The following is a 20938-nucleotide window of genomic DNA, read 5'->3' as shown; positions in this document are numbered from 1 at the left end:
CCGCTGGAACAGCTCCCACAACTCGTCCGGCACCAGCCGCTCAACGATCCCTGCCACGACCGGCAGCTTACCCAGCCAAATGAGATGACGTCTTAAGCCCGACCTGCTCCACGCCCGATTCACCGAGGCCCCCCAGAGCCCTGCGCTGGAACTGGCGGAAGCAGCACTGCCCTTCACCTCCGGCGCCCAGCAGGGCCTGTCCGCCGAGGCCACTCGCGTCCTGGCCGCCCTGCGCACCGCGGCGAGCGACGGCGACGACGCAGCGGTGGAAAACCTCGGCGACGACCTGGTCTCCGCATTCACGTCGGTGACGCAACTGCCGGACAATGCCGAAGGCCGCCGACTGGCAGGCGCCCTGCGTGCCTACCACCCCGCGCTGCGCACCAACGCCGCCACCGGGGCACCCACTGACCGCCCGGCCGTGGTCTCTGCCCAACCGGTCGCGGACCCCGAGCAGACCCCGCACGACGGGGATGAGGACGACGCGTGGGTGCAGCCGGGCGACGAGGAGGAACCGAAGGGCACGGTCTTCCCCGCCCTCAACATCCTCAAGGACTGCATGCAGCGGTCGACGTACCACCCCATCCCGGTGATCCGGAAAGAGGAACGAGGCGCCGAACCGTGGACGATCTTCCGTGAGGTCATGGACGGCGAACCGCGCTGGGTCCACCCCGACATCACGACCGAGAAGACCAAGCCGGGCAAGCGCGACCGGCTCGTCGTGCCCGAGCAGTTCGGCACCGGCCAGCTGTGCGTCATCGACCGCAACGGCTCCTACCCCTCGGCCTGCTCCGCGGTACCGCTCGCCCCGAACAAACTCCAGCACACCGGGCCCCTGGAAGAAGTCGGCAAGGACCGGGCCGGGGCGTTCCTCATCACCGTCCCCGCCTGGAACCACCCAGAGATGCCGCACCCGCTGGGCCGCCTCGCCGAGCGGACCGATGACCAGGGCCACGTCTGGGTGACCACCCCCCACGTCCGCCAGCTGCAGAAGCTCATCAAGGCCGGACACATCACCGAAGAGCTGATCGTCCCCGACTCCTGGACCGGCAAGGCCAACGAATCCCTCTTCAAGCCCTTCTACGCCAAGGCCCGCGAAGCCCGCGCCGAGCTCGTCCAGGCCGGCGGCGAACCGTACACCGAGTACAAGCGGCGCCTGTCCATCGCGCTGCGCCTGCTGTGGCCCAAGGGCGAGAAGGTCAACTCGCCGTTCTGGCGCCCCGACTGGCGCATGGCCCTGGTCGCCGAGGCCTCCGTACGGCACTGGAGCGTCGCCCACCGCGCCGTCCAGGCCGGACACACCCTCGTCGCCCTCCGCAACGTCGACGAGGCCGTCTTCTTCACCCCCGACGGCCAGGCCCCCGACACCTACAAGGTCGGGACCGGATTCGGCGAGGTCAAGGTCAAGACCGAGCCCGCCGCGCCGGGAAGTGAGCGCTGATGGCCACAGGAACGGGAGATTCTCTCGGCGCAGCCCTCAATGAGCTCCTCCGCGACATGGGCGTCCAACCCCTGCGACGCCTGTCCACCTACCACGCCAAGCACTGGCACGCCCAGCTCAGCCAGCTCACCCACACCCAGCGCGGCTACGACGCCCTCGAACGGGCCGGGCTGACCTTCCGGCCCGAAACCCTGATCAAGTGGCTGTCCGATCCGGAATACAACGTCCGGCGCAGCTACCGCGACATCATCCACACCGCCTACGAGAACGCGGCCATCGTTCCCGCCGACCCCATTCCGCAAGCCTTCAAAAACGGCCAGCTCGAAATCAGAGGCATCGTCAAGACCGGCGACGACGAGCGCATCCGCGGCGAACTCAGCGACACCGGCAGAATCACCGCGCCACTGCGGATCGACGGCCGAAGCAGCAACTGGGCTGAAATCGAGCGCAAATGGGCCTCGGGCGAACTCGACGACGAATCGTTCGAGGACGACTTCATCGACTACGTGATCACCGAGGACATCGGTGAGGGCACCGACGGCTGGGAATTCCCCGGAACCTCCTACACCGTCACCATCCGGTACTGCAGTCGTGCTTCTCCATTCGGCTTGGTCTTGGGGCTGTCTGCCGCTGGCGGAAAGTCAGGTGGCATCAGCGCACGATCTGGGTAGAGTCGGGCGATGCCCGAGCTGAAGCGGCTGCATGCCAGCCATGCCCCGGCGGTCCTGGCCTTCGAGCTGGCGAACCGCAGCTACTTCGCTGCCTCGATCTCCGACCGCGGCGACGACTTCTTCGACCAGTTCACCGACCGGTACAACGCCTCGCTGGCCGAGCAGGAGGCCGGCATCTGCGCCTTCTACGTGCTCGTCGCCGAGGACGGCTCGGTACTCGGCAGGTTCAACCTGTACGACTTGGAGGACGGCACTGCCAGACTCGGCTACCGGGTCGCGGAGCAGGTCGCCGGCCGCGGCGTGGCGACCGCGACCGTCCGGGAGCTGTGCCGGATTGCGACCGCGAGGCACGGCCTGCGCACACTGCGGGCGGCCACCTCCCACGAGAATGCCGCGTCCCAGAAAGTCTTGACCAAGGCCGGGTTCGTCCCGGTTGGCCCTGCCACCCCGGCCGATCTCGGCGGCAAGTCAGGCACCTGGTACCAGCATTACCTCCAGCCATAGACCTTGATCTTGCTCGTGGGTCGGCTGCGGGAAGGCTGCGTGTTGGTGGCCAGTTAGCTTCCCTGCTGACGGCCAGTTACGGGGAGGCTATCTGGCCACGATTCTCACGGTCTGTAGCTGCCGAGCTGTTGTGAGGCCGGCGGGCAGGGGATCTCGGTCAGGATTCCGGATCGTCCCACTGGAACCTGCGCTCCGCTCAGGTCAGTGAGCGCACCTCCGCGACGTCGTATTCGTCAACAGCGGCGGCGAGCATCGCGGCGCCCTGCTCGTCGCTGGGGCCCTCGCCTCGGAGCGCCTCGACGGCAGCCTGCGACTCCCACCGCTCGAAGATGTTGATGCGCCCCGCATCCACCAGGTCCGCGGTGATGGCGAAGTCGAGGCAACCCGAAGTGCGACGGGCCAGTTCGACAACGCTCACACAGCCTGCGAGATAGGACTCACGCTGTCGCAGTGGTGCGCACGGGCAATCTCAAGGCCCAGCGGGCGTCGGACACGTCACTGCGGTACGGACGACGAACACTCACGCCTCATGCAACGACCATCAACGGCGCCAGTGCAGGATCTTGTTGGCCGTCGATCGTGGACGGCGGCTTGTAGGCCGTCACTTGATCGGTGGCCAACTCGAAGCAGGGCACTCACCGCGGAACGACGCGACACGTAGGTGATTGTGGGTGCGTTGCCAAGGCGACAACTCGTTCGTTGGACCTTTTGCTTCCGCTCGCGCTCAGGCAAGGTGAGGAGGACACCTGCAGTCGCGTAGGCAGGGAACCTCGATGACCGGCATGAAGGTGGTTCGGCAGCAAGGAAAGGGGGGCCGTGGGTTCCGCTTCGGCGACGGCGACCGCGCTTAAGGTGGCGTTCATCGGGCCTCCTATGTCCGGGAAAAGCACTGCGGCACGATTACTGGCAGGGCGTCTCGACGATGCTGACGTGGTGTCGGCCTCCGCCCCTTTGGTCCAGGTGGAACAGGTCATGCTCGCCGTTGCCGGCCTGAATACCGTTGATGTCGATCGGGAGGTGCGTCGTTCGATAAAACGGCTCATCAGGTCGGCTTTCGACGAGCTGGGTTTGGACATCGTGCGTGAAGTCTTCTGCCGGGAACTGGCCGAGGCAAAAGCCGGGGTAATCATCAACGACGACGCGCGTGCCGCACTGCTGCCGGTGCTCCGGTCGTTCGCATTCAAGATCGTGTGGGTCGAGCGAGGAGGGGCGGTGACTGCTGTCGGCCCGGAAGGCTCACAGCATGACCACACAATCGACAAGGCTGAGGCAGACTTCGTGATCGCGAACACGGGGTCCTTGAGCGACCTGGAAACCGAAGTCACGAGAGTCCAACGAAGTCTGGGTCTATGACGGAGGAGTAGGCATGGGACGCACCTCCATGTTTCGCAGACGTGCCGACCACGGGCGATGGCCGACCGTCGGCTGGATGATGCGCATCACCAGAAAAGCCTCACCCAGTGCCCGCGTACGCGACGACACCGTATTCGCTCAGAGCCTGAGCCGAGGACCCCGCGGTGGGCGCTTCTCACCGTCTCGCATACTCAACTTCGAAGCCGGGCGCTACTCCTGGCCGGCCTGGCTCATCGCCGACTATGAACGCCTCTGTGAAGCGCCGCCCGGTAGCCTGGTAAATACATGTGACGCCATCGCGCGGATCATCACACGTCGGCCACCACCCGGCCGCGTGGACGCGACCACTTCCAAGTCTGCTTTGGAGAAGATCGGCACGCACGATGTCGTCAGAGAGGAGGAGTGGTCCGCTCTGTCAAGCGACACGGACCTGCTCTCACGCCTTCCCAGCAGCTTGTACGAGGCGACGGTGGCGACCCTTCTCCAGGATCTCGGATCCAGGAGCCAGGACGTTCTCTCACCGTTGAGCATGTCCATGGGCGCGCTTTCCTCCCAAAATCCCTTCGTATTGTCCGACCTGCTGCAGTCCCTCGGACCGTCAGCCCCCTCCTATGCGGTCAAGTCGCTTCTCCTGACACGCCATCCCAATGCCTCACGGCTCCTCGCCGAAGTCGCCGGCAGCGACCGGGCCAGCACATGGGTGCGGGCCGAGGCAGTCGACCAGGCCACACTGCTAGCCAATAATGCGTCGCCGATCGTCCCGGACAAGCGCGCTGCGATCACGGCGGACCGGATCTGCGTGCAGGCCGTCGACCGCACGCGGCACTTGAACCGTCTGGGCATATACGATCCCGACCTGGCTCACTGGTTGAGCCTCGCGCTCTTTGCGACAGCCGAACAAGCGCGACGCGAAGGACGCCTGATCGTTTCCCGCACGCCGTACGCCCGGGCTCTCGTGGATGTTTTGCGCGAGGAGGTCCCGCACATTCAAGAGGACACACGTGTTCGAAGGGCTGTCCGCGCGATCGGCCCTCTCGCGGCCACCCTCTCCACGACAGACCCGAATCGGTTGGATACCGTGAGTTTCCTGAGCGAAGTGATCAGCGACTCCGCCGATGATCTGTTGACGTGGGAGGCAGCCAAGAGCCTGATGGACCTGAGACCGGTACCCGAGAGCACCATCCTCGGTCTGCTACGTCGCGTCCCTCCTCGCCCGGTCAGCCATGGCGCCCAGGCTGCCGCGCTCAGCCTTCTCGAACTGGCGCTGCTGTCTCGCGTCGAGGCAAGTCGTATTCGCACGCAGCGTGTACTCACAGTCCGAGAAAGCGAATGGGTCGCTGAGATCGAACGACGCGAAGGGAACGCACGATCGAGCGCCTGAAGAAGATCCCCGGTGGATACATGAACCGAGGCCGGATCTGGAAAATCGGTAATGCTGTCGTGAAGCCGAGTTGTCCTCGCAGCGCTGTGGTGGTCGATGCCCTCGCCGGAATCGGCGATGCCGAGCTTTTCCTCCCCTACCCTGCCCGCCTCTTCGGCAGCATCGCCGTGTACCGGTACCTGCCTGGCCTCGGAGTGACCGAGCCACTACCGCAGTGGGTCTCCACCGAGCCAACAGTTCACCGCGCAGCGGCGCTGTTTCTCGACATCGCGGTCAGGTCGACGTCGGCCCAGCCCGCTTCTCGTGCCGATGTACAGGCGGGTTGGCCGTTGTGCCCCTCACCCGGGGCACACTTCGTGAACCTGGATCCCCACCCGACGAACTTCGTCTTCCGGGAACCGGGAACACCGACTGGCGTGGTGGACTACGACTTCGGCGACTGGTGCTCCCTGGAGTTCGCCGCCGCCGCCTTTATCCACCATTGGCTGGCGCCCTCATTCGAGATCAGTGAGGCGATGGCTTCGGTTCTGGACCGGTGGAAAATCGACCCTGTTGCCACGGCGCAGCTCGTCCCGCACTACGCGGCGTGGCGCATCCGGGCGATCGAGTACTTCGCCCGGTGCAACTCGGCGATGGCATCCTGGCTCAGAGCGTCCCAGGCCCACCCGCCTCCGCCCCATCGTCATGCTGACGGTCTGGGTCGCAGACGAAGGAAAGCAGCACCGCGACGAGATCGACCAGGTCCAGAACCGCAGAAGTCCATTCCTGGTGCGCGACCGAAAGCGCAAGGTGAGCGAGGGCCTGACACACACCTAGGTGGCGGGCCCGCGTAATGAGTTGGTCGGCGTCCATGACCTGAGAGAATCAGCGTCCGTCCACCATCTCGCCGATCTTCACAGCAGTACTGAGTAGATGACGAAGTCCCACCATTCCTTCCACCTCAAGTCGCCGTACGGAACATTCGCCAACGACTTGTAATGATGAGCGACGGCCAGTGAGCCTCTTCGAGTTGGCCACCGATCAGGTGACGGCCTACGAAGCGCAACGCTGGACAGCATGCTCGCCGAGTACGGCGACAGCGAGGAGACCCCGATCCCGGTCGCGATCGAGACCTCCCGTGGCCTGCTCGTCGCAGTGGTGCGCACGGGCAAGCGGCAGGTCTTCGCCATCAATCCGATGGCTGTCGCCCGCTACCGCGACCGGCACAGCGTCTCCCGCAAGAAGTCTGATCCCGGAGACGCCCTGGTCCTGGCCAATATCCTGCGCACCGACATGCACGCCCACCGACTGCTGCCGCAGGACAGCGACCTGGCTCGCGCCCTCGCCGTGCTCGCCAGGGCTCAGCAGGACACCACGTGGAACCGGCAGCAGATCTCCAACCAGCTCCGCTCCCTGTTGCGCGAGTACTATCCGTCCGCGCTGGCTGACTTCGAGCACTGGAAGAACGGTCTGTGCCGTCGGGAGGCGCACGAGCTCCTCAAGGAGGCCGCCTGCACCGCGGCCGGCAATCTGTCCGAGGCGGTGGACGAAGCTTTCCCTCAACACCCGGACGCTGAGATCATCCTCAGCTTGCCCGGACTCGGCATCCAGCCAGTGCTGTGACCGGGAAGGTTCGCCGGGGTCAGCTCGATCAGTCCGATCGCGCTGCTTCCCACCTCCATGAGGCTTGGCGAGGGAAGCCGTCGAGCTCCCCGCGGCCGGTGCACCAGAGAAGTACCTGAGTGGGGTCTCCGGGAGGGGCGGCGGGGAAGAGCCGGTTGAGTACGGCTGCGCTCAGCGGTGCTGGTGGTAGCCAGTCCACGGACAGTCCCTGCGTGATGTCGTGGGTGTGCAGCAGAGTTTCGGCGACGCCCATCGCGGCGAACCCCTCGGGGTCGCACGGCCCCCAGTGCCAGGCACGCAGGGCCGGGCTGGCTGCAGCCAACGAGCTGCTGAGCAGCCCGCCGCAGGCGGTGATGGCCTGGAGTACCTCAGCCGGTGAGGCGGTGGGGCGGACGTTCAGGTCAAAGGGAAGGTAGGCGTCGGCGGGCTGTGCTGCCAGCTGCCCTGCGTAGGCCAGCAGGTCGTGGCCGATGTGCGCTGCGGTTTGCCAGCAAGTCCATTCAAGCGGCCCCGCCGGCACCGTCCAGTCCTCGGCGGTATGAGGGCTGAGCACCTGCAGCATCTCTGCCACGGCGGCGTCAACGTCCCGTTGATCCATGCAGCACCCTCCCTGCGGTTCATGCCGTGCGACCGGGCTGCGCCGGTTGTCGTTCATTCACGCCGTCAGGGATCTGGCACGTCCGCCCCAGCGGATGCCCTTCTCGCTGCGGATGCGGGCTCGTTCCTTCCGCTGGGCAGCGAGTACGTCGGGGTGGCGGGCGTTGGCGGGGAGCGAGCACCAGCACGCAGTCGAGGTCCACGATGACACGCCCGTCGGCGGCCGGGCCGCTCGCCCCGGCCGGTCCCCAGACCCGCTCGCGTACTTCGGAACGTGCGCCTCGGATTGCCGTAACGACTCCTAACAAAAAGAGCTTCGGAACCTCTGGGAATGACGGTGTGTCAGTTCTCGTTGATGCTGGCCGAAGAGCTCGTAACACGATCTTGTTGAGGTCTGCCGGTCGGATGTGATGGGTGTGATGGTTCGGCCGTTCGGCAGGGATGAATGCTCGGCCGTGCATCTTCGTCTCGCAAAGGGGCGGAGCCACCGGTTGAGCAGCGACTCCGCGATCGCGACGGAGGACGGGGCGAGCGCGGTCTCGCCGTCGTCGATGTCCCATAGCGAGTTCTGCAGCAGCCGTCCCAGCGTCCAGCCGGTCGCGCGTGCTCGGTCCAGGCCGAGGACTTCGGTGAGCAGGTCGAAGCGGCGTCGCACCACGCGCAGAGTGTCGCCCTTCGCGACGACGTCGTCCCACCGGCTGTCCAGGGCAGGCCACAGGTCGAATCCGGGATCGCCGGCGAGCGGCTCGGGGTCGATGGCGAGCCACGGCTCACGCTGCGCGGCGAGAACGTTGTCGTAATGCAGATCCCAGTGCAGCATCCGGTCTCCGGACTCGTCGACCAGCTCGGCCATCACCGACGCCCAGCCGCACAGGAGTTGCCGGTCGGCCGGGTCGGCCAGAGCCGTGATCGCCTCCGGGACCTGCTCCAGCATCTCGGTGGCAATGTCACCGAGGCTGCGCAGTCCCTGCGGCGCGGGGACGGAGACCAGCCGCGCCTGAAGCTCGGCGAGGAGGCCCATCGCCACGTCGTCGTCCTCAATCGAGGTCAGCGTGCGGGCCCCGTCCAGCCGCTCCAGGAGCATGCTGCTGCTCACGGGGTCGTGATCGAGCAGTCGCACCGCCCCCTCACCATTCCAGGCACGGAGCCCGACAAGTGCAGCGGTGGTCTCTTCCCTGGGCATCTGGAGTTTGAGGACCGCGCGCGTGCCGTCGTGGCGCAGCACCGGCAGCACCAGCGAGGCTTCCCCGGCTCCGACCGCGCCGTCCCGTTTCAACTCCCAGCGGTCCAGTAATTCCGCAGCGAGAGCCCCGAGGCGTCTTTCCCAGCGGACGGCCGGCCGCTTGAAGTGGTGCAGGAGTGAGAAGGTCTGCTCGACGACGGAGGGCGTCGGGACGCCTGCGCGGTCGACCGGGCTTGCCGGCTACGGGCGGGATGCCGTCGACCAGGGCCAGGGTCTGCGTGACGTCGTTGATGTTGGCCGCAGTGGTGATGACCTTGAACGGGGGCGAGGCCACCGGCCCGTCGCCGGTCGACCGGCACCATCTGATCGTCGAAGCGCACGGCATCCCGCTCGCGGCAATCACCACCGGCGGCAACCGCAACGACGTCACCCAACTGATCCCGCAGATCCAGGCCGCGCGGTAAGCGCGGCCAGCCACTGCGCCGCCCCGACCTGTACGCCGACCGTGACTATGACCACGAGGTCTACCGGGACAAGGTCCGCCGGTTCCAGATCACCCCGCACCTCGCCCGGCGCGGCTCCGGGCACGGCTCCGGCCTGGGCGTGTACCGCTGGGTCGTGGAAGGAGCGATCGCGCTGCTGCACTGGTTCCGCCGCCTGCGTATCCGCTGGGAGATCCGCGACGACATCCACCACGCGTTCGTCACCCTTGGCTGCGCCGTCATCTGCTGGCGACGACTGCGCACCGCACGTTGTTGAGAGTAAGGGCGGGCGATCGCCTCAGGGGATGGCCTGCTCGATGCGTCAGAACGCATACGTAGCAGTCGGGCCCGCGCAGCCTCACATCCGGGATCTCAGCACGTCGACCTCACAGCCCGGCGCGAAGGGGTCGAAACCGTGCTCGATCAGCCAGCGAACTGCCAGCAGGCTTCGCAACGACCACCACGCGTGGATCACGTCGAGGTCGATGTCGGTGCCGTAGCCGGCGATGACGTCGTCGAGGTGCTCCTCGTGTCCGAGCGTGAAGGTGGCGAGGTCGTACAGGGCATCACCCTGGCCCGCCTCGGACCAGTCGATGATGCCGGTGATCTCGTCGCCGTCGACGAAGACGTGCGCGATCTGCAGGTCGCCGTGTGTGAACGCCGGAGTCCACGGCCGGAGCGCGGCCTCGGCGACCTGGCGGTTGCGGGTGACCAGGTCAGCGGGCAGGACGCCGTTCGTCATGAGCAACTCGCACTCGTCGTCGAGTTCCGCCGCCAGCGCGACGATGCTCCGGCCGGCCCGGCCCGGCAGGGGCGGCAGGGGCGCTTCGTGCAGCTTCCGGATGGCGGCGCCCGCTGCGGCCCACCCCGCCGGCGACCCGTTCGACGGCCCGCCGAGGCGCCCAAGCGTGGTCCCGGGGAGTGCGGCGATCGCGAGCACAGGCGGCTTGCGCCACAGGACCTCCGGGGTCGGGACCGGCGCGAGGGACATCGCCTCGACCTCGACGTCGATGCGCGCCTGATCGGCGTCCACCTTCAAGAACACGTCACCGATGCGCAGAGTCGCCCGCTCGGAATGGGCGACGACCACTTTGACCTCATCCATGGGCGACCAGTATCCCGGGGATGATCGCCGACGTCGCCAGGTTTGTCGCGTGCGATTACGCGGCTGACCGCGTCCCGCTACGAGTTCACGACCCGTGACGGGCGTGTCATCCGGTTCGACGAGGAGGACGGGCCGTCGACCACGGTCGAGGGCGACATCGTCACCGTGCACTATCTGCCGGAGCGCCCCGAACGCGCCACCGCCAAGGTCCTGGCCCGAGGGAAGCTCGCCGCGAGCACGGCTGCACGCTGCTCTTCTTTGCGGGGTTCATCGCCTTCGCCACCTTCCTCCTGGTCGTCGCGAACTCGGACGACTCGATGCCCTGACACCCTCGCTTTCCGGATCAGCAGTGCGACGCGTTCCTGACAGTGATTCCGAGGCAGAGTTCGTCTATGTAGGCAATCAAGACCAAGGCCGGGGCTCTCGCTGTCTGGTGGCCAGCACGCACCACAACCTCGCGCCAGCCCACCGTCCACCTTGACGAGGACCGGTCCTACCTGATCTACGCGGCGTGTGACATGTCGGCGAAGTCGCCGTCGCCCAGGGCCATTACGAGGCGTCGCCCTTCTGATATGTCCAGGCTCAGCAGCAGGGTAAGCGCTTCGTCCTTGGCTCGATGCGCAGCGGGGGCGGTGTTTGACAGACCTTTTCACGGCCGTCCGGTGACACGAGATGCGGGTATGTCAGCATCGACATAGCGTTGCAACATGCTGCTCCTGGTTCGACACCCTTTGATTCGGCAGAAAGAAGGCCAATGGTGAATGGGCATGGAGCCTGGAGCAAGCCAGAGCACGCGTCCGGGACTGGCCGCGGTGTCCAGGGAGTTAGCCGATGAATGGAGCGATGGTCCCCTCTGGAGGCTGGCAGACGTTGGATGCCAAAGGCGGGGTAGTGTTGCGGACCGCAGGCCAGGGCGCGCCGCTCGTAGTTTTTCCTGGGATGGAGGGCGACGGCCAAAGTTGTCTCCATATGGCACTTCCGGTGTGGAATGACCTCGCCAACACACGGGAGCGACAGCTGGTACTTGTAGATTATGCCGAAGAACAGCACCCGACTTTGTCGGCCCTCATCGAAACACTGATTGAGCTGTTCGGTAATCTTTCGGGACCGGCTCTTTCTTTCTGGGGCCAGTCATTCGGTAACCTTCTCGCAGCCAGTATCGCTGCCGCCGACGTCCTTCCAGTCGACCGGGTTGCGCTTGTGAGTCCCTTCACCCAGCTACCGAAAGTGACGCAAGCGGCAACTGTACCGCTCTCGATAACGCCTGCGGCCCTGTACAAAATCACCACACCAACGGTCGGCCGATGGATATTCGGACCTGTGGACGGGAATCTCGATCACCCCTTCTTCGCCTCGCTTGCGGCGATGGCACCGGTCACGGTAGCTCGCCGAGCTGGATGGCTTCGCGGACAACGTTTCGTGGACCCCTTCCTCCAGATCCAAGCGCCGGTCAAGGTATGGCTGGGCGAGCGGGACCGGCTGATCGAACTCGACGACGAGAGGCCGTTCTTTGAGGCACTGACCCGACGCAGGAGCGACCAGTTCACAATGGTCCCGGGAAGCGGTCATGTAGCGTTGCCCGCCAGATCGGTCGAGCTACTGCGTCGCGAGATCTCCGCGTGGCTCTCGGAGCGGGACTGAATAAAGGCGCCGGAGGTTGCGCGCCACCACCCTCACAATCCGGGACTGTTCACTTGCTCCGTCGGCTGCGCGGTGGACTCCAACTCGTGTGCCACGCTTGCCTGCCGGGGGTATCCGGGGCCAACGGGCCGAGGCCTGCGCCCGGTTGTGGAGGGCCCCTCGTCAGGGGTCCGGCTCCCGCCTCGTCCGAAGCTCCCGGTAGGGGGCTAGCGCTCCGGCTGGCCAACGGCCGGCCTCTGGCTCGGGTGTTGGGCCTGTTCTTCGTGCTCGACGTCGCCATGTGCGCCCGATCGGCCTCACCGCCTCCCTGACCCTGTGGGTCGACCAGGACGCCGCTGCGTACGGCGAGGCGCCCAACCGCGCCGCCCACGGTCTCGTCGCGCTCTACCGGCCCGCCCTGCTGCCGTATCTCGGTGACGTTGTGTTCACCGGCGCTCCCGGTTCCGGTGGCACGGGGTGGCTGTTGTGTGGTCGGGGGGCCTAGTGTGCCGGAATTCTGGTGGCAGGAGCTCGCCGGGCCGCTGGAGAAGGTCTCGGCCGTCGACACCGACCGCGTCGCCCTACGACAGCAGTACATATACCGGGCGATCCCCGAGTTCGTCGGAATCCCGGCGCTCACCGTGACCTGCAGGACCAGTGCCCACGCCGACGTGCACTGGCGAACCTCATCGCGTCGCCCCTGCGGCTTTTGGACTGGGAGGGATGGGGGCAAGTTCCCGAGGGGTTCGACGCCGCCACGCTCTACGCCTGCACGCTGCTCCAGCCGGACACCGTCGCCCGCGTCCGCACCGTCTTCCCGGTGCTGGGCAGCCCGGTCGGCCTCGCCGCCGAAGCGACGGTGTGCGCCCAGCTGCTCCAGACCAAGGAACGGCTTCACGGTGAGGGGCGAGTCAGCCCGCCCCCGTCCGCCACAGTTGCTCCGTCCGCCCCGTCAGGTGCGCGACCAGCCACACACAACCCGCAGACGTCGTGTCACCGTCCCACGGAACGCTCGGCAGCGACCAAGCCAAGCACACCGCCGGGCTGGGCCTCATCCCCCGAGGGGCCCAGCCCAGCCGCGTTACCCCGCCCGGCCCCGCGCCCTGTACATCAGCCGCCGCAGCACCACCTCCACCGGCCCCCGGCGCCCCGCCCGCTCCAGGGCGTACGCCCCCGCCACAGTGATCAGCCAGACGCCGACTGCGAAGAGCGCCATGGTCGCGCTGGTCAGGTGTTCGCCCAGCCCGAGGCCCCAGGCGGCCAGCACCGGGGCGAAGAGCAGCGAGTGCGCGAGGTAGCAGGACAGGGACCGCTTGCCGACCGCCGAGACCGCCGCCGCGGCTGCTGAACCCCGTCGGATACTCCTGCTTGTCCACCAGTGCGCGAACAAGGCGACGGCGGCGACGTAGCCGAGTCCGGCGGCGTTGCCCGTGAGTTCCCGGAGCGGGTAGAGCGCTCCCGTTTCGCTCTGCGCGTCGTCCGGTACGTCGAGGGCCCCGACGTGGGCGAGCGCGGCGGGCAGTGCGCCGAGCCAGCCGACCGTGATGCCGATGACGGCTGTGCGGCGCAGCAGGGTCCGATGGAGCCCGGGTTCCTCCAGGACACGGCGGCGTGCCGCCCAGAAACCGAGCAGGAAGATGACGTAGCCGCCGCCGACGAGCGCGAGCAGGCCGCCGGAGGTGACATACAGGCCGGTGGACACGCGGGTGCCGGCGGCGTCGAGCCAGCTCTTCTCCTCCGCGGCGTACGCCACGTAGCCCGCATCCGCGTCGGCGGCGTTCCCGAGGGACCCCAGCTCTCCCTGGAGCAGAGCCGATACGACCGGATGCAGCGACACGAGGACCAGGTGGGCGGCACCGATCCAGATCCACCACTTCAGTGCGCGTTCGCTTCGACGCAGGAAGACGAGGCCGAGGACGAGGCTCAGCACTCCGTAGTAGCCGACGATGTCGCCCGCCATCAGCAGAGCGGAGTGCGTCAGGCCGATGACGATCAGCCAGAGACTGCGCCTGCGCAGGATCCGGACCGTGTCCCGCTCGGAGGTGCCTGCGGTCGTCTGCCGCAGATAGAGCTGCATCATCCCGTAGCCGAAGAGGAACGCGAAGAGCGGATAGATCCGCAGGTCCAGCACGGTGATCATGGTGAACTGCACCGCGTGGTCGAGCCACGAGCCGTCCACGGGCTGCCATCCCGAAGGTCCGCCCCGCGCCGCCCAGAGATGGAAGGCCGTGTTGGAAAGGACGATGAGCAACAACATGAATCCGCGCGCGAGGTCGGGTGCGAGCGCCCGCTCCTCGGCCCGTACGCCCCCGCGCCGCACCGGCTTCGTTTTGCTCGCGATTGTCATGGACCCACGCTAAGAAGGTCCTGACACGTCTCCATATCGGTCGGTGGTCGCGCGGCGGCCGACCAAGGGATGATGCAGCGGCGAGGGGCCGCGACCAAAGTTGCCCCTCTTGGGGTCGGGGCCTTCACCTGCCCGCTCACGCGCAGCGCCCTACAGAACACTGGTGGGCGGCCGCAGGAGGTGGCCCTCCTGGCAGGCTCGGCGCCGTAGTTTGCACCGCGACGGCCCAGCTCAGGAAATAGTGCAGGGTCGGAATGCTGCCTCTTCACCAGTACTGCTCACCTGCGACCAGGTCGTCAACGAGTACGAACTGCCCTCGAACCGGAAGGTGCCGGCTGAAGCCGCTCGGTGACGACCTGGTCGTAGTCGACGCCGTTGACCGGCCGTACGTGCTCCGGGGCGCGCACCCACACCCGGTACTCAGCAGCCTCCACAATGCCGTTCAACTGGTGGCGAGGCAGTATTCCGAGCGTGCGCTATTTGGTGACCCATCGCTCGGAGACGGTTGTCGGCACACCGGCCTGGTCGCTACGACGGGCCATGGTCACCGCAGCCCGCGATACGTGATGTCGGCGGCCGCAGGAGCACAACACTCTGTGCTGCAGTCGGACTCGCCCACGACGCAGGGCCTCGGCGAAGTCGCGTGATGCCCGGTTTGTGTTCGTGAGGTCCCAGAGGTGAGGGGCGCCGAACGTCGCAGCCCCACGAACTCGCGTGCTGGTAGCTTCGCGTCCATGATCGTGTATCCGCTGTGGCATGTCGGCCACCAGAACGAAGCTGGCGACGACGGCTCGACAGTGCACGTCGATGAGAGCGGCGTGTTTTGTGACGAGTCGGACGGCGACGACGTGAAGCTGCTCGGTATCTACTCAACCCTCGCACGGGTTGAAGAACGTGTGCGTCAGGCTCGACTGCTACCAGGCTTCCGTGATGAACCGGAGTGCTTCTACTTCGACGCCTGCGAGCTCGATGAGGACGGTTGGACCGAGGGCTTCGTTCGAGTTCCGCCGGGCGAGTAGCCGGGTGGGCAGAGTCCTGGCGGGATGCCGTTCCGTGGTCGCGTAGGCCCCAGGGCTTCGGCGTAGTTGCATGACGTTCGGTTCGTGATGTCCGAGGCCGAGGAGCGTCAGGGGGCGGCGGGGGGGCGCGGTGCAGCATCGGCGGCCGGCCCGTGCCGGCCGCCGATCGGCAGGTGCTCAGGTGCTCAGGTGGTCGCCGTGGCGGCGCGACGGCTCAGCATTCGCCCCGCCAGGTCGCCTTCCCGATCGTGGCGTAGGTGATGTTCGCCTTGTACTGGCCCGGGCCGGGGTTGTAGTGCAGGCACATGACGTGGACGGACGTGGTGTAGCCGTAGCGGAGTTCGATGTGGTCGGCGCCCGGGGCCACGTACCCGTTGTTGAACACGGAGCCGACGCTGTGGATCTCGCCCGACCAGTTGCCGGCCGTCTTCAGCAGCAGTGTGCCGCGCTGGTCCGGCTCCGAGTAGGCGCAGAAGTACCCCTTCGGACAGTCCGGCGGGTTGGGCTCGGCGGTGGCCGTGGGAGCGGTGACGACGACGGCCGCGAAGGCGGCGGCTCCAGCCAGTGTGCTCATGGCGCGCTTGCGCACAGCGGGTTCCTTCCCTGTCATGACGGGCATGGTGTTCGGTGTGACAGTTCCTACGGCCTGCGGCGGGGGTTAGGGGCACTCGCCGCGCCATCTGACCCCGACGATCCACGTCCAGACGGCGTGATTCGACTTGTACTGGCCCGGCCCCGGGTTGTGATGAACGCAGAAGGTGTCCCGGTATTCGCCGTATTCGATGGTCACGTCGACGTGGTCGGCGCCGGGATAGGGATAGCCGTTGTTGAAGATGGACTGGATCGGTTCCGAGCCGGTCCAGTTGCCAGCGGTCTTCACCAAGAGCTGGCCCGTCTGGTTCGGCCCGCTCCACGCACAGAAGTAGCCGCGCGGGCAACCCGGCGGGTCGGGCTCGGCCGACGCGGTGGGAGCCATGGCGATGATGCCGACGAACGCGGCCGCCGTGGCGAGAACGCCCAGGCGCTTGCGCACTGTTGCCTCTCTTTCTGTTGTGAGGGACGCGGGTACGGGGGCAGCACTCCGCTCCTGGCCCGCACCCCAGCCTGGCCACCGGCGGAGAGATCCGCGAGCCTTTTCGGTCTGGACCGAAACCGGTGGCCCGGAGCCCGTGGTCCGAAGCCTGTGGCCCGGATCGGTGCTCCACGACCGGCGCGGCCGTGCCCGGGAGGCGGTTCAGCGGGACGGGGCGTGCTCCCAGCAGGCCGCGGACATCGCGGCGGTCGCGGCCTCGCGCACGGCCCGCACGGCCGGGCGGTCGCGGTGCTCGACCGGCCAGCCGAGCGCCGACACCGACGGGGACAGATCCACCACGTCGACGTAGCGCACACCCGGGCGCGGGAAGAACTCTCAGGCCACCGCGGGCAGAAAGCACCTCCCTGCCCCGTGGCGACCGTGTGCAGCAACCCCTCCATGTCGGAGACAACGGGGCCGTAGCGCACCCGCCTGCCGTCCAGGCGCGGGTCCACCGCCCAGAAGTCCCAACACACGGGGCACTTCAGGGGGACGTCCACGAAGACCCGCTCGCCGAGGTCGGCGAGGAAGGGCTCGGGCCGTTCTGTCAGCGGGTCGTCGGCGGGCAGGCAGGCGACGCGCAAGGACTTCCGGGCAGGGCACGCAGCGCCAGAACCCGTGATCTGTGACGTTCTGTACCAGTGGACCGGTCGGTAGAGCTGGTGCGGCTCCCCATGCAGTCACCTGTGCGCGGCTGGTGCCGGCGGACCGGGCGGCACACGCCAGGCGGCACAACGCCATGGTGGACGCGTTCAGCTCGGTACTCAATAGGGCCAGGGATGTCCCCGGTCTGTGACCGGTTGAAGCGACTTCTGTCATGGCCCGACGCACGGGTTCTGACACAGCCACAGCTTCCGTCCGCCGGGGCTGCTGGGCAGCTCAGACGACTGGCGGAGCGCCGGAGCGGGTAACACCGATCCTCCTTTACGCGCTGCTGGTGACAGATAGCGCGCCGCCCTGGTGACAATCATCGTGCTTCGCCCAGTCGAAGCCGCAGGTCAGTGGAGACCGACGGTGACAACTACCGTGCTGCGGCTCAATCAGGCCGGTGGGTGGCAGGCAGCCGTCGATCAGGTGGAGCCGATACTGGATCTTCTTGAGCTTCCGCTTGATCACGCGGGTCAGGCGTGCGAGATCGGCGACGGCGAAGTCGCCCAGGTGCCACTTGAGGAGCGACCAGATCCCCTCGACGGCGTTCAACTCCGGTGCGCAGGAGGGCATCTGGAAGATCCTCAGCCAGTCCTTGTGCTCCTCGGCGAAGTCCGCCACGGCGGCTGGAGGAGCGGGAGCGGGAGATCGCGGCGCAGGCCGAGACGAGAGGGAGCAGATCGCGCAGCTGACCGCACGGCTGGACGAACTCGGCCGGCCGCCGAGGAGGTCCGGATCACCCGCAAGACACTGCTGGAGCCGGCCGATCCGCAGCCGCCCGCGCCGCTGGCCCCGAAGCTGCCGGACCATCCGGCCTGCCAGCAAATCATGGCAGTGTTCGCCGCGGCCGACGCGCCGCTGCGAACGCGGCAGGTGTGCGAGGCGATGGACCTGGAGATCGCCTCCAACAACATCAACAACACCCGCCTGAAGCTCAAGCGGCTGACCGAGCCCGGAATCCTGGAAACCCGAGAACACATGCCACCTCAGTTGCCGGAAGTGCTGGTCAGCGCGTCGCTGCCTGCTCCGGTCCGAGCGGGGTATCGGCGGCGACCAGCTCCGTCAGGTCCTCGCGCTTGCAGACCTCCGCGACCTGGCCAGGGTGGACCAGCGAGCCGTCGGGGGTCGCGCTCAGTTCGGTGAGCAGCTTCCGTCCGATGAACCGCCGGACGACGAACGACGGCACGTTCGCCCGCTCGCCGATCACGTTGGGGGTGCCGAGAGCCTCGGCGATCCGGTCCGCCGCCGCCGGAGAGCGGCGGGGAGGGCATCGCCGCCCGGATCGCGTCGGCGCGAGCGCCTCCACAGCGGCCCGCGACCACTGTCAGAAGGACGCGTCCGGTGCCGGAATGAGCCCGATGTGCCGCGCCCACCGGAAGGCGGCCGCGGACACCCGCAGGTGCTTGGTGGTCTGGGCCGCGTCGTACTCGGCCAGTGGTACTCGTGCCATGAGATCACTGTGACTTCGAGCGATACGTGGCCAGGGGCGCTCGGATCCGCCCTGGTCAGCCCTCCTTGACGATTCGTGGTTGGCTACTGTGCCGACGGATAGTTGGCCATTGGGAATCCGAACTGCATGGCACTACTCCACATCAACGTGGACGTGCACCTGCGCGCCTTCGCTGCGGACGCTGGTGTCTCGGGCCTGAGGTACGAGCAGCTGCGGGCTGCGTATGAGCAGACTGCGTCGCTTCTCGGCCATGAACCTGGCGGATTGGAGCACGCTGTCCGGCGGTTCAAGTCGCAGAACGTGTAGCCCGTTGCAGAGGTCGTCGAACTTTTGCGCATCGTGTGCTCCCCGCACCCGCGGGGATGGTCCCAAGCTCGGCGGCGTCGATACGAACACCGCCAACTGCCCCCCGCACCGTGGGGATGGTCCCTGCACTGCGAGGTCGGCCGCTCCGTCGGGACTCTGCTCCCCGCACCCGCCGGGATGGTCCCGTGTTCAGCAGCCTTCTAGGGCATCAGATCCAGCATCACAGCACGCGGCAGCGACGGATTGCCGGCCGCCGCTTCCACTACCTGCCAGTCGTCGTCGGTGAGCAACTCCACGATGGCCGGGGGCGGGAGTGTCGGATGGCCGGCGGCTATGCGTCTCGCCTGGGCGTCCGTCAGGCAGGCGAGCAGTGCCTGCGGTGTCGCGCGGCGGTGTCGGGCGACTTCGCGGAACGCCTTCTGTACTGGCGGCTCGTGGCGGGTGAGGTCCTCCAGCAGCGCCCCGGGCGTGTCCGGGTTGGTCGCCACCTTGGCGAGGACCCGGACTCCGTGCCGGTGGACCATGGCACGCAGCTGTGCCTCGGAGAGGCCCGGGTGCGGTGCGATGGACTTGAGTACCTTCGCGTCGGGGTCGCTGGCCAGCGCGTCGCGGATCTCGGCGGGCAGATCGCGTCGCTGGGCCAGGAGCATCCGTACGGCCGGCTCGGTCGACCGGGCCAGTTCCTCGACCTCGGCGGGGGAAGCGGTCGCGATCCGTGGTGGCAGGGCGGCGCCGAGTCTGGTGGTGGCGGCGAGGTGGATGAGCACGTCGAGCGGCACGTTGGGGTTGTGCGCGAGGCGGAACCGCACGTCGTGGCTCTGGTCGTCGGCCAGCGTGCGCATCAGGGCGTCGTCGATCGCCGGGTTCTCGGCGAGGTCGGCCCGGACACCCGGAACGGGATCCACGGCGAGCCGTCGGCTCGCCTCCGGGGGGAGGTCGGGGCGTTCGGCGAGGGCCCGGCGCAGCAGCATCGACGGGTGGTCCACGAAGGCGACCACGGCTTCGGTGGGTGTGGCCGGGTTCCGCAGGGCCGCATGCCACATGTCGTGCACGGTGGACTCGTGGGAGCCGTCGCAGGAGGCGCCCGGCGGCAGCTCGCAGTCGAGCCGCGCGCACTGCGGATCGTGCGTGAACGGCGTCTCTTCACGGTCGCAGACCAGACACCGCTGCGCGGGAGGCGGTCCCTCGCCGCTGATCAGCGCCGCCAGTACGGCCGGGGGCGTCGCCTCGTTGCCCGCCACCGCCCGGCGGACCTCAGCGTGCGGATGCTCCGCGAGCCCGGTCGCAACGTCTGGCGTCGTCCACAGGGCGAGTTCCGCGACGACCCGTACGTCCGAGTCCGCGGCGAGCGTCTCCACCACATCGGAGGGGAGGCCGGAGCAGGCGGCCAGCTTCTCCCTCCGCTCGACCACCGGATCCGCTGCGAGCAGGCGCCCCCACTCCGGGTTGCCGGCCCCCTCGTCGAGCAACGCGAGGGCAGTGTCCGGCTGTGCCTCGGGATCGACGTCGGCGGCGGTCAGCCGGCCCTCGCGGGCAAGCCGTACGCCGCTCTCCTCGACGCGTGAGTACAAGGCGATCGCCTGCGCACGGCTGAGGTCCGCGCGGCCTGCGAGGTCCGAGGCGATATCGGCGTCCGCGACCGCGATCAGCCGGTCCACCAGCTCCGGCGGCAGGGCGGTATTGGCGGCGAGCCCGCACAGGACATGGTTCACAGGGGGCATCCTGCCGGGGGCGTGGCCGAATGGCTCCTATGTTTCGGATTCCCGCCCCGGGGCGAGAGAGTGGATCGCGCTGACCTTCTCCTGCGCAGTGACGGGCTTGACGACCTGTCGGCCGACCCTTCGGTTGGCCTCGTCCGGCGTCCAACGGGACTTGCCCGGCGGCGGGTTGAGGATCGTGTCGAACCGTTCCCCGTCGTCGGTGATGCCCGCGAGGATGTAAGGGAGTGGGACTCCTCTGCTTCCACAAGGCCCCACAGCAGCGCCTCAACTTCGGTAATGCAGCACAAGACCAGCCATATCGCCTTGGAATAGGCCGAACGAGTGAACGGGCAGGGTGTCCGTCACGGTCAGTCCACAACGGGCACACAGACAGCATGCCTGCGGTGACAGCCCGCCCGGCGACCCGGGTCGACCGGGCTTGCGGTACCGCCCGGGC

General features: G+C 67.5%; 22 protein-coding genes and 4 pseudogenes. 12 read left to right on the top strand and 14 right to left on the bottom strand.

Annotated elements, in window-relative coordinates:
* Positions 1 to 265: 265 nt before the first annotated feature.
* From ACGFNK_RS43270 to ACGFNK_RS43260, 3 genes are read left to right on the top strand one after another with little or no spacing between them, the layout of a single operon-like run.
* Positions 266 to 1441 (top strand): hypothetical protein, encoded by a 1176-nt coding sequence (locus ACGFNK_RS43270; protein ID WP_393426108.1) that lies wholly within the window; start codon positions 266 to 268, stop codon positions 1439 to 1441.
* Positions 1441 to 2112 carry a hypothetical protein gene (locus ACGFNK_RS43265; protein ID WP_393426105.1) on the top strand — a complete coding sequence of 224 codons (672 nt, stop codon included), beginning with the start codon at positions 1441 to 1443 and terminating at the stop codon, positions 2110 to 2112. The genes ACGFNK_RS43270 and ACGFNK_RS43265 overlap by 1 nt, the downstream gene beginning before the upstream one ends.
* Positions 2113 to 2121: 9 nt before the next feature.
* Positions 2122 to 2616: a GNAT family N-acetyltransferase gene (locus ACGFNK_RS43260; protein ID WP_393426102.1), complete on the top strand. Its 495-nt coding sequence runs from the start codon at positions 2122 to 2124 to the stop codon at positions 2614 to 2616.
* 196 nt (positions 2617 to 2812) lie between these two features.
* Here the strand turns inward: ACGFNK_RS43260 and ACGFNK_RS43255 are convergent, their stop codons facing one another.
* Positions 2813 to 3067: a putative quinol monooxygenase gene (locus ACGFNK_RS43255; protein ID WP_393426126.1), complete on the bottom strand. Its 255-nt coding sequence runs from the start codon at positions 3065 to 3067 to the stop codon at positions 2813 to 2815.
* 365 nt (positions 3068 to 3432) lie between these two features.
* On the opposite strand from ACGFNK_RS43255, the gene ACGFNK_RS43250 reads away from it, so the two are divergent.
* The 4 genes and pseudogenes from ACGFNK_RS43250 to ACGFNK_RS43235 all read left to right on the top strand — a co-directional run.
* Positions 3433 to 3969, top strand: a complete 537-nt coding sequence (locus ACGFNK_RS43250) for a hypothetical protein (RefSeq protein ID WP_393426099.1) — start codon at positions 3433 to 3435, stop codon at positions 3967 to 3969.
* A gap of 13 nt (positions 3970 to 3982) precedes the next feature.
* Positions 3983 to 5350: a hypothetical protein gene (locus ACGFNK_RS43245; RefSeq protein ID WP_393426096.1), complete on the top strand. Its 1368-nt coding sequence runs from the start codon at positions 3983 to 3985 to the stop codon at positions 5348 to 5350.
* 684 nt (positions 5351 to 6034) lie between these two features.
* The gene (locus ACGFNK_RS43240) at positions 6035 to 6166 is read left to right on the top strand and encodes a hypothetical protein (RefSeq protein WP_393426093.1); all 132 of its coding nucleotides are present in this window, start codon (positions 6035 to 6037) and stop codon (positions 6164 to 6166) included.
* Between the two features lie 240 nt (positions 6167 to 6406).
* Positions 6407 to 6934 (top strand): annotated as a pseudogene (locus ACGFNK_RS43235) (transposase); the annotation flags it as partial.
* A 46-nt stretch (positions 6935 to 6980) separates the two neighbouring features.
* Here ACGFNK_RS43235 and ACGFNK_RS43230 read toward each other — a convergent pair.
* The 3 genes and pseudogenes from ACGFNK_RS43230 to ACGFNK_RS43220 all read right to left on the bottom strand — a co-directional run.
* On the bottom strand, positions 6981 to 7550 hold the full coding sequence (locus ACGFNK_RS43230) for a DinB family protein (RefSeq protein ID WP_393426090.1): 570 nt from the start codon (positions 7548 to 7550) through the stop codon (positions 6981 to 6983).
* A gap of 57 nt (positions 7551 to 7607) precedes the next feature.
* A pseudogene (locus tag ACGFNK_RS43225) lies at positions 7608 to 7715 on the bottom strand (integrase); the annotation flags it as partial.
* A 330-nt stretch (positions 7716 to 8045) separates the two neighbouring features.
* Positions 8046 to 8906 (bottom strand): annotated as a pseudogene (locus tag ACGFNK_RS43220) (aminoglycoside phosphotransferase family protein); the annotation flags it as partial.
* A gap of 131 nt (positions 8907 to 9037) precedes the next feature.
* On the opposite strand from ACGFNK_RS43220, the pseudogene ACGFNK_RS43215 reads away from it, so the two are divergent.
* Positions 9038 to 9491, top strand: a pseudogene (locus ACGFNK_RS43215) (transposase); the annotation flags it as partial.
* A gap of 81 nt (positions 9492 to 9572) precedes the next feature.
* On the opposite strand, the gene ACGFNK_RS43210 reads toward ACGFNK_RS43215, so the two are convergent.
* On the bottom strand, positions 9573 to 10319 hold the full coding sequence (locus ACGFNK_RS43210; RefSeq protein WP_393426087.1) for a phosphotransferase family protein: 747 nt from the start codon (positions 10317 to 10319) through the stop codon (positions 9573 to 9575).
* Positions 10320 to 10361: 42 nt separating this feature from the next.
* On the opposite strand from ACGFNK_RS43210, the gene ACGFNK_RS43205 reads away from it, so the two are divergent.
* From ACGFNK_RS43205 to ACGFNK_RS43195, 3 genes are all read left to right on the top strand, one after another.
* A complete protein-coding gene (locus ACGFNK_RS43205; protein WP_393426084.1) occupies positions 10362 to 10685 on the top strand; it encodes a DUF3592 domain-containing protein in 324 nt (107 codons plus the stop codon).
* Between the two features lie 465 nt (positions 10686 to 11150).
* On the top strand, positions 11151 to 11960 hold the full coding sequence (locus ACGFNK_RS43200) for a hypothetical protein (protein WP_393426081.1): 810 nt from the start codon (positions 11151 to 11153) through the stop codon (positions 11958 to 11960).
* Positions 11961 to 12240: 280 nt separating this feature from the next.
* The gene (locus tag ACGFNK_RS43195) at positions 12241 to 12444 is read left to right on the top strand and encodes a DUF3846 domain-containing protein (RefSeq protein WP_393426078.1); all 204 of its coding nucleotides are present in this window, start codon (positions 12241 to 12243) and stop codon (positions 12442 to 12444) included.
* Positions 12445 to 13020: 576 nt separating this feature from the next.
* On the opposite strand, the gene ACGFNK_RS43190 is transcribed toward ACGFNK_RS43195, so the two are convergent.
* A complete protein-coding gene (locus ACGFNK_RS43190; protein ID WP_393426075.1) occupies positions 13021 to 14286 on the bottom strand; it encodes a DUF418 domain-containing protein in 1266 nt (421 codons plus the stop codon).
* A 734-nt stretch (positions 14287 to 15020) separates the two neighbouring features.
* Here ACGFNK_RS43190 and ACGFNK_RS43185 point away from each other — a divergent pair.
* Positions 15021 to 15305 (top strand): hypothetical protein, encoded by a 285-nt coding sequence (locus ACGFNK_RS43185; protein WP_393426072.1) that lies wholly within the window; start codon positions 15021 to 15023, stop codon positions 15303 to 15305.
* 214 nt (positions 15306 to 15519) lie between these two features.
* Here the strand turns inward: ACGFNK_RS43185 and ACGFNK_RS43180 are convergent, their stop codons facing one another.
* The 8 genes from ACGFNK_RS43180 to ACGFNK_RS43145 form a co-directional block, all read right to left on the bottom strand.
* Positions 15520 to 15915, bottom strand: coding sequence for a peptidase inhibitor family I36 protein (locus ACGFNK_RS43180; protein WP_393426069.1), 396 nt, complete (start codon positions 15913 to 15915; stop codon positions 15520 to 15522).
* A 48-nt stretch (positions 15916 to 15963) separates the two neighbouring features.
* A complete protein-coding gene (locus ACGFNK_RS43175) occupies positions 15964 to 16338 on the bottom strand; it encodes a peptidase inhibitor family I36 protein (protein WP_393426066.1) in 375 nt (124 codons plus the stop codon).
* 201 nt (positions 16339 to 16539) lie between these two features.
* Positions 16540 to 16677, bottom strand: a complete 138-nt coding sequence (locus tag ACGFNK_RS43170; protein ID WP_393426063.1) for a hypothetical protein — start codon at positions 16675 to 16677, stop codon at positions 16540 to 16542.
* Between the two features lie 624 nt (positions 16678 to 17301).
* On the bottom strand, positions 17302 to 18003 hold the full coding sequence (locus ACGFNK_RS43165) for a hypothetical protein (protein ID WP_393426060.1): 702 nt from the start codon (positions 18001 to 18003) through the stop codon (positions 17302 to 17304).
* A 28-nt stretch (positions 18004 to 18031) separates the two neighbouring features.
* A complete protein-coding gene (locus tag ACGFNK_RS43160) occupies positions 18032 to 18331 on the bottom strand; it encodes a hypothetical protein (protein ID WP_393426057.1) in 300 nt (99 codons plus the stop codon).
* Positions 18332 to 18349: 18 nt separating this feature from the next.
* On the bottom strand, positions 18350 to 18475 hold the full coding sequence (locus ACGFNK_RS43155; protein ID WP_393426054.1) for a hypothetical protein: 126 nt from the start codon (positions 18473 to 18475) through the stop codon (positions 18350 to 18352).
* Between the two features lie 506 nt (positions 18476 to 18981).
* Complete coding sequence (locus ACGFNK_RS43150) at positions 18982 to 20493, bottom strand: hypothetical protein (protein WP_393426051.1); 1512 nt, start codon at positions 20491 to 20493, stop codon at positions 18982 to 18984.
* Positions 20494 to 20529: 36 nt separating this feature from the next.
* The gene (locus ACGFNK_RS43145; RefSeq protein ID WP_393426048.1) at positions 20530 to 20757 is read right to left on the bottom strand and encodes a DUF6192 family protein; all 228 of its coding nucleotides are present in this window, start codon (positions 20755 to 20757) and stop codon (positions 20530 to 20532) included.
* Positions 20758 to 20938: the final 181 nt, after the last annotated feature.

The sequence above is a fragment of the Streptomyces sp. NPDC048825 genome (assembly GCF_043198355.1).
Taxonomy (GTDB): Bacteria; Actinomycetota; Actinomycetes; order Streptomycetales; family Streptomycetaceae; genus Streptomyces; species Streptomyces xiangluensis.
The sequence above is the reverse complement of the archived record's forward strand: the minus strand, read 5'-3'. Positions and strand labels throughout refer to the sequence as shown.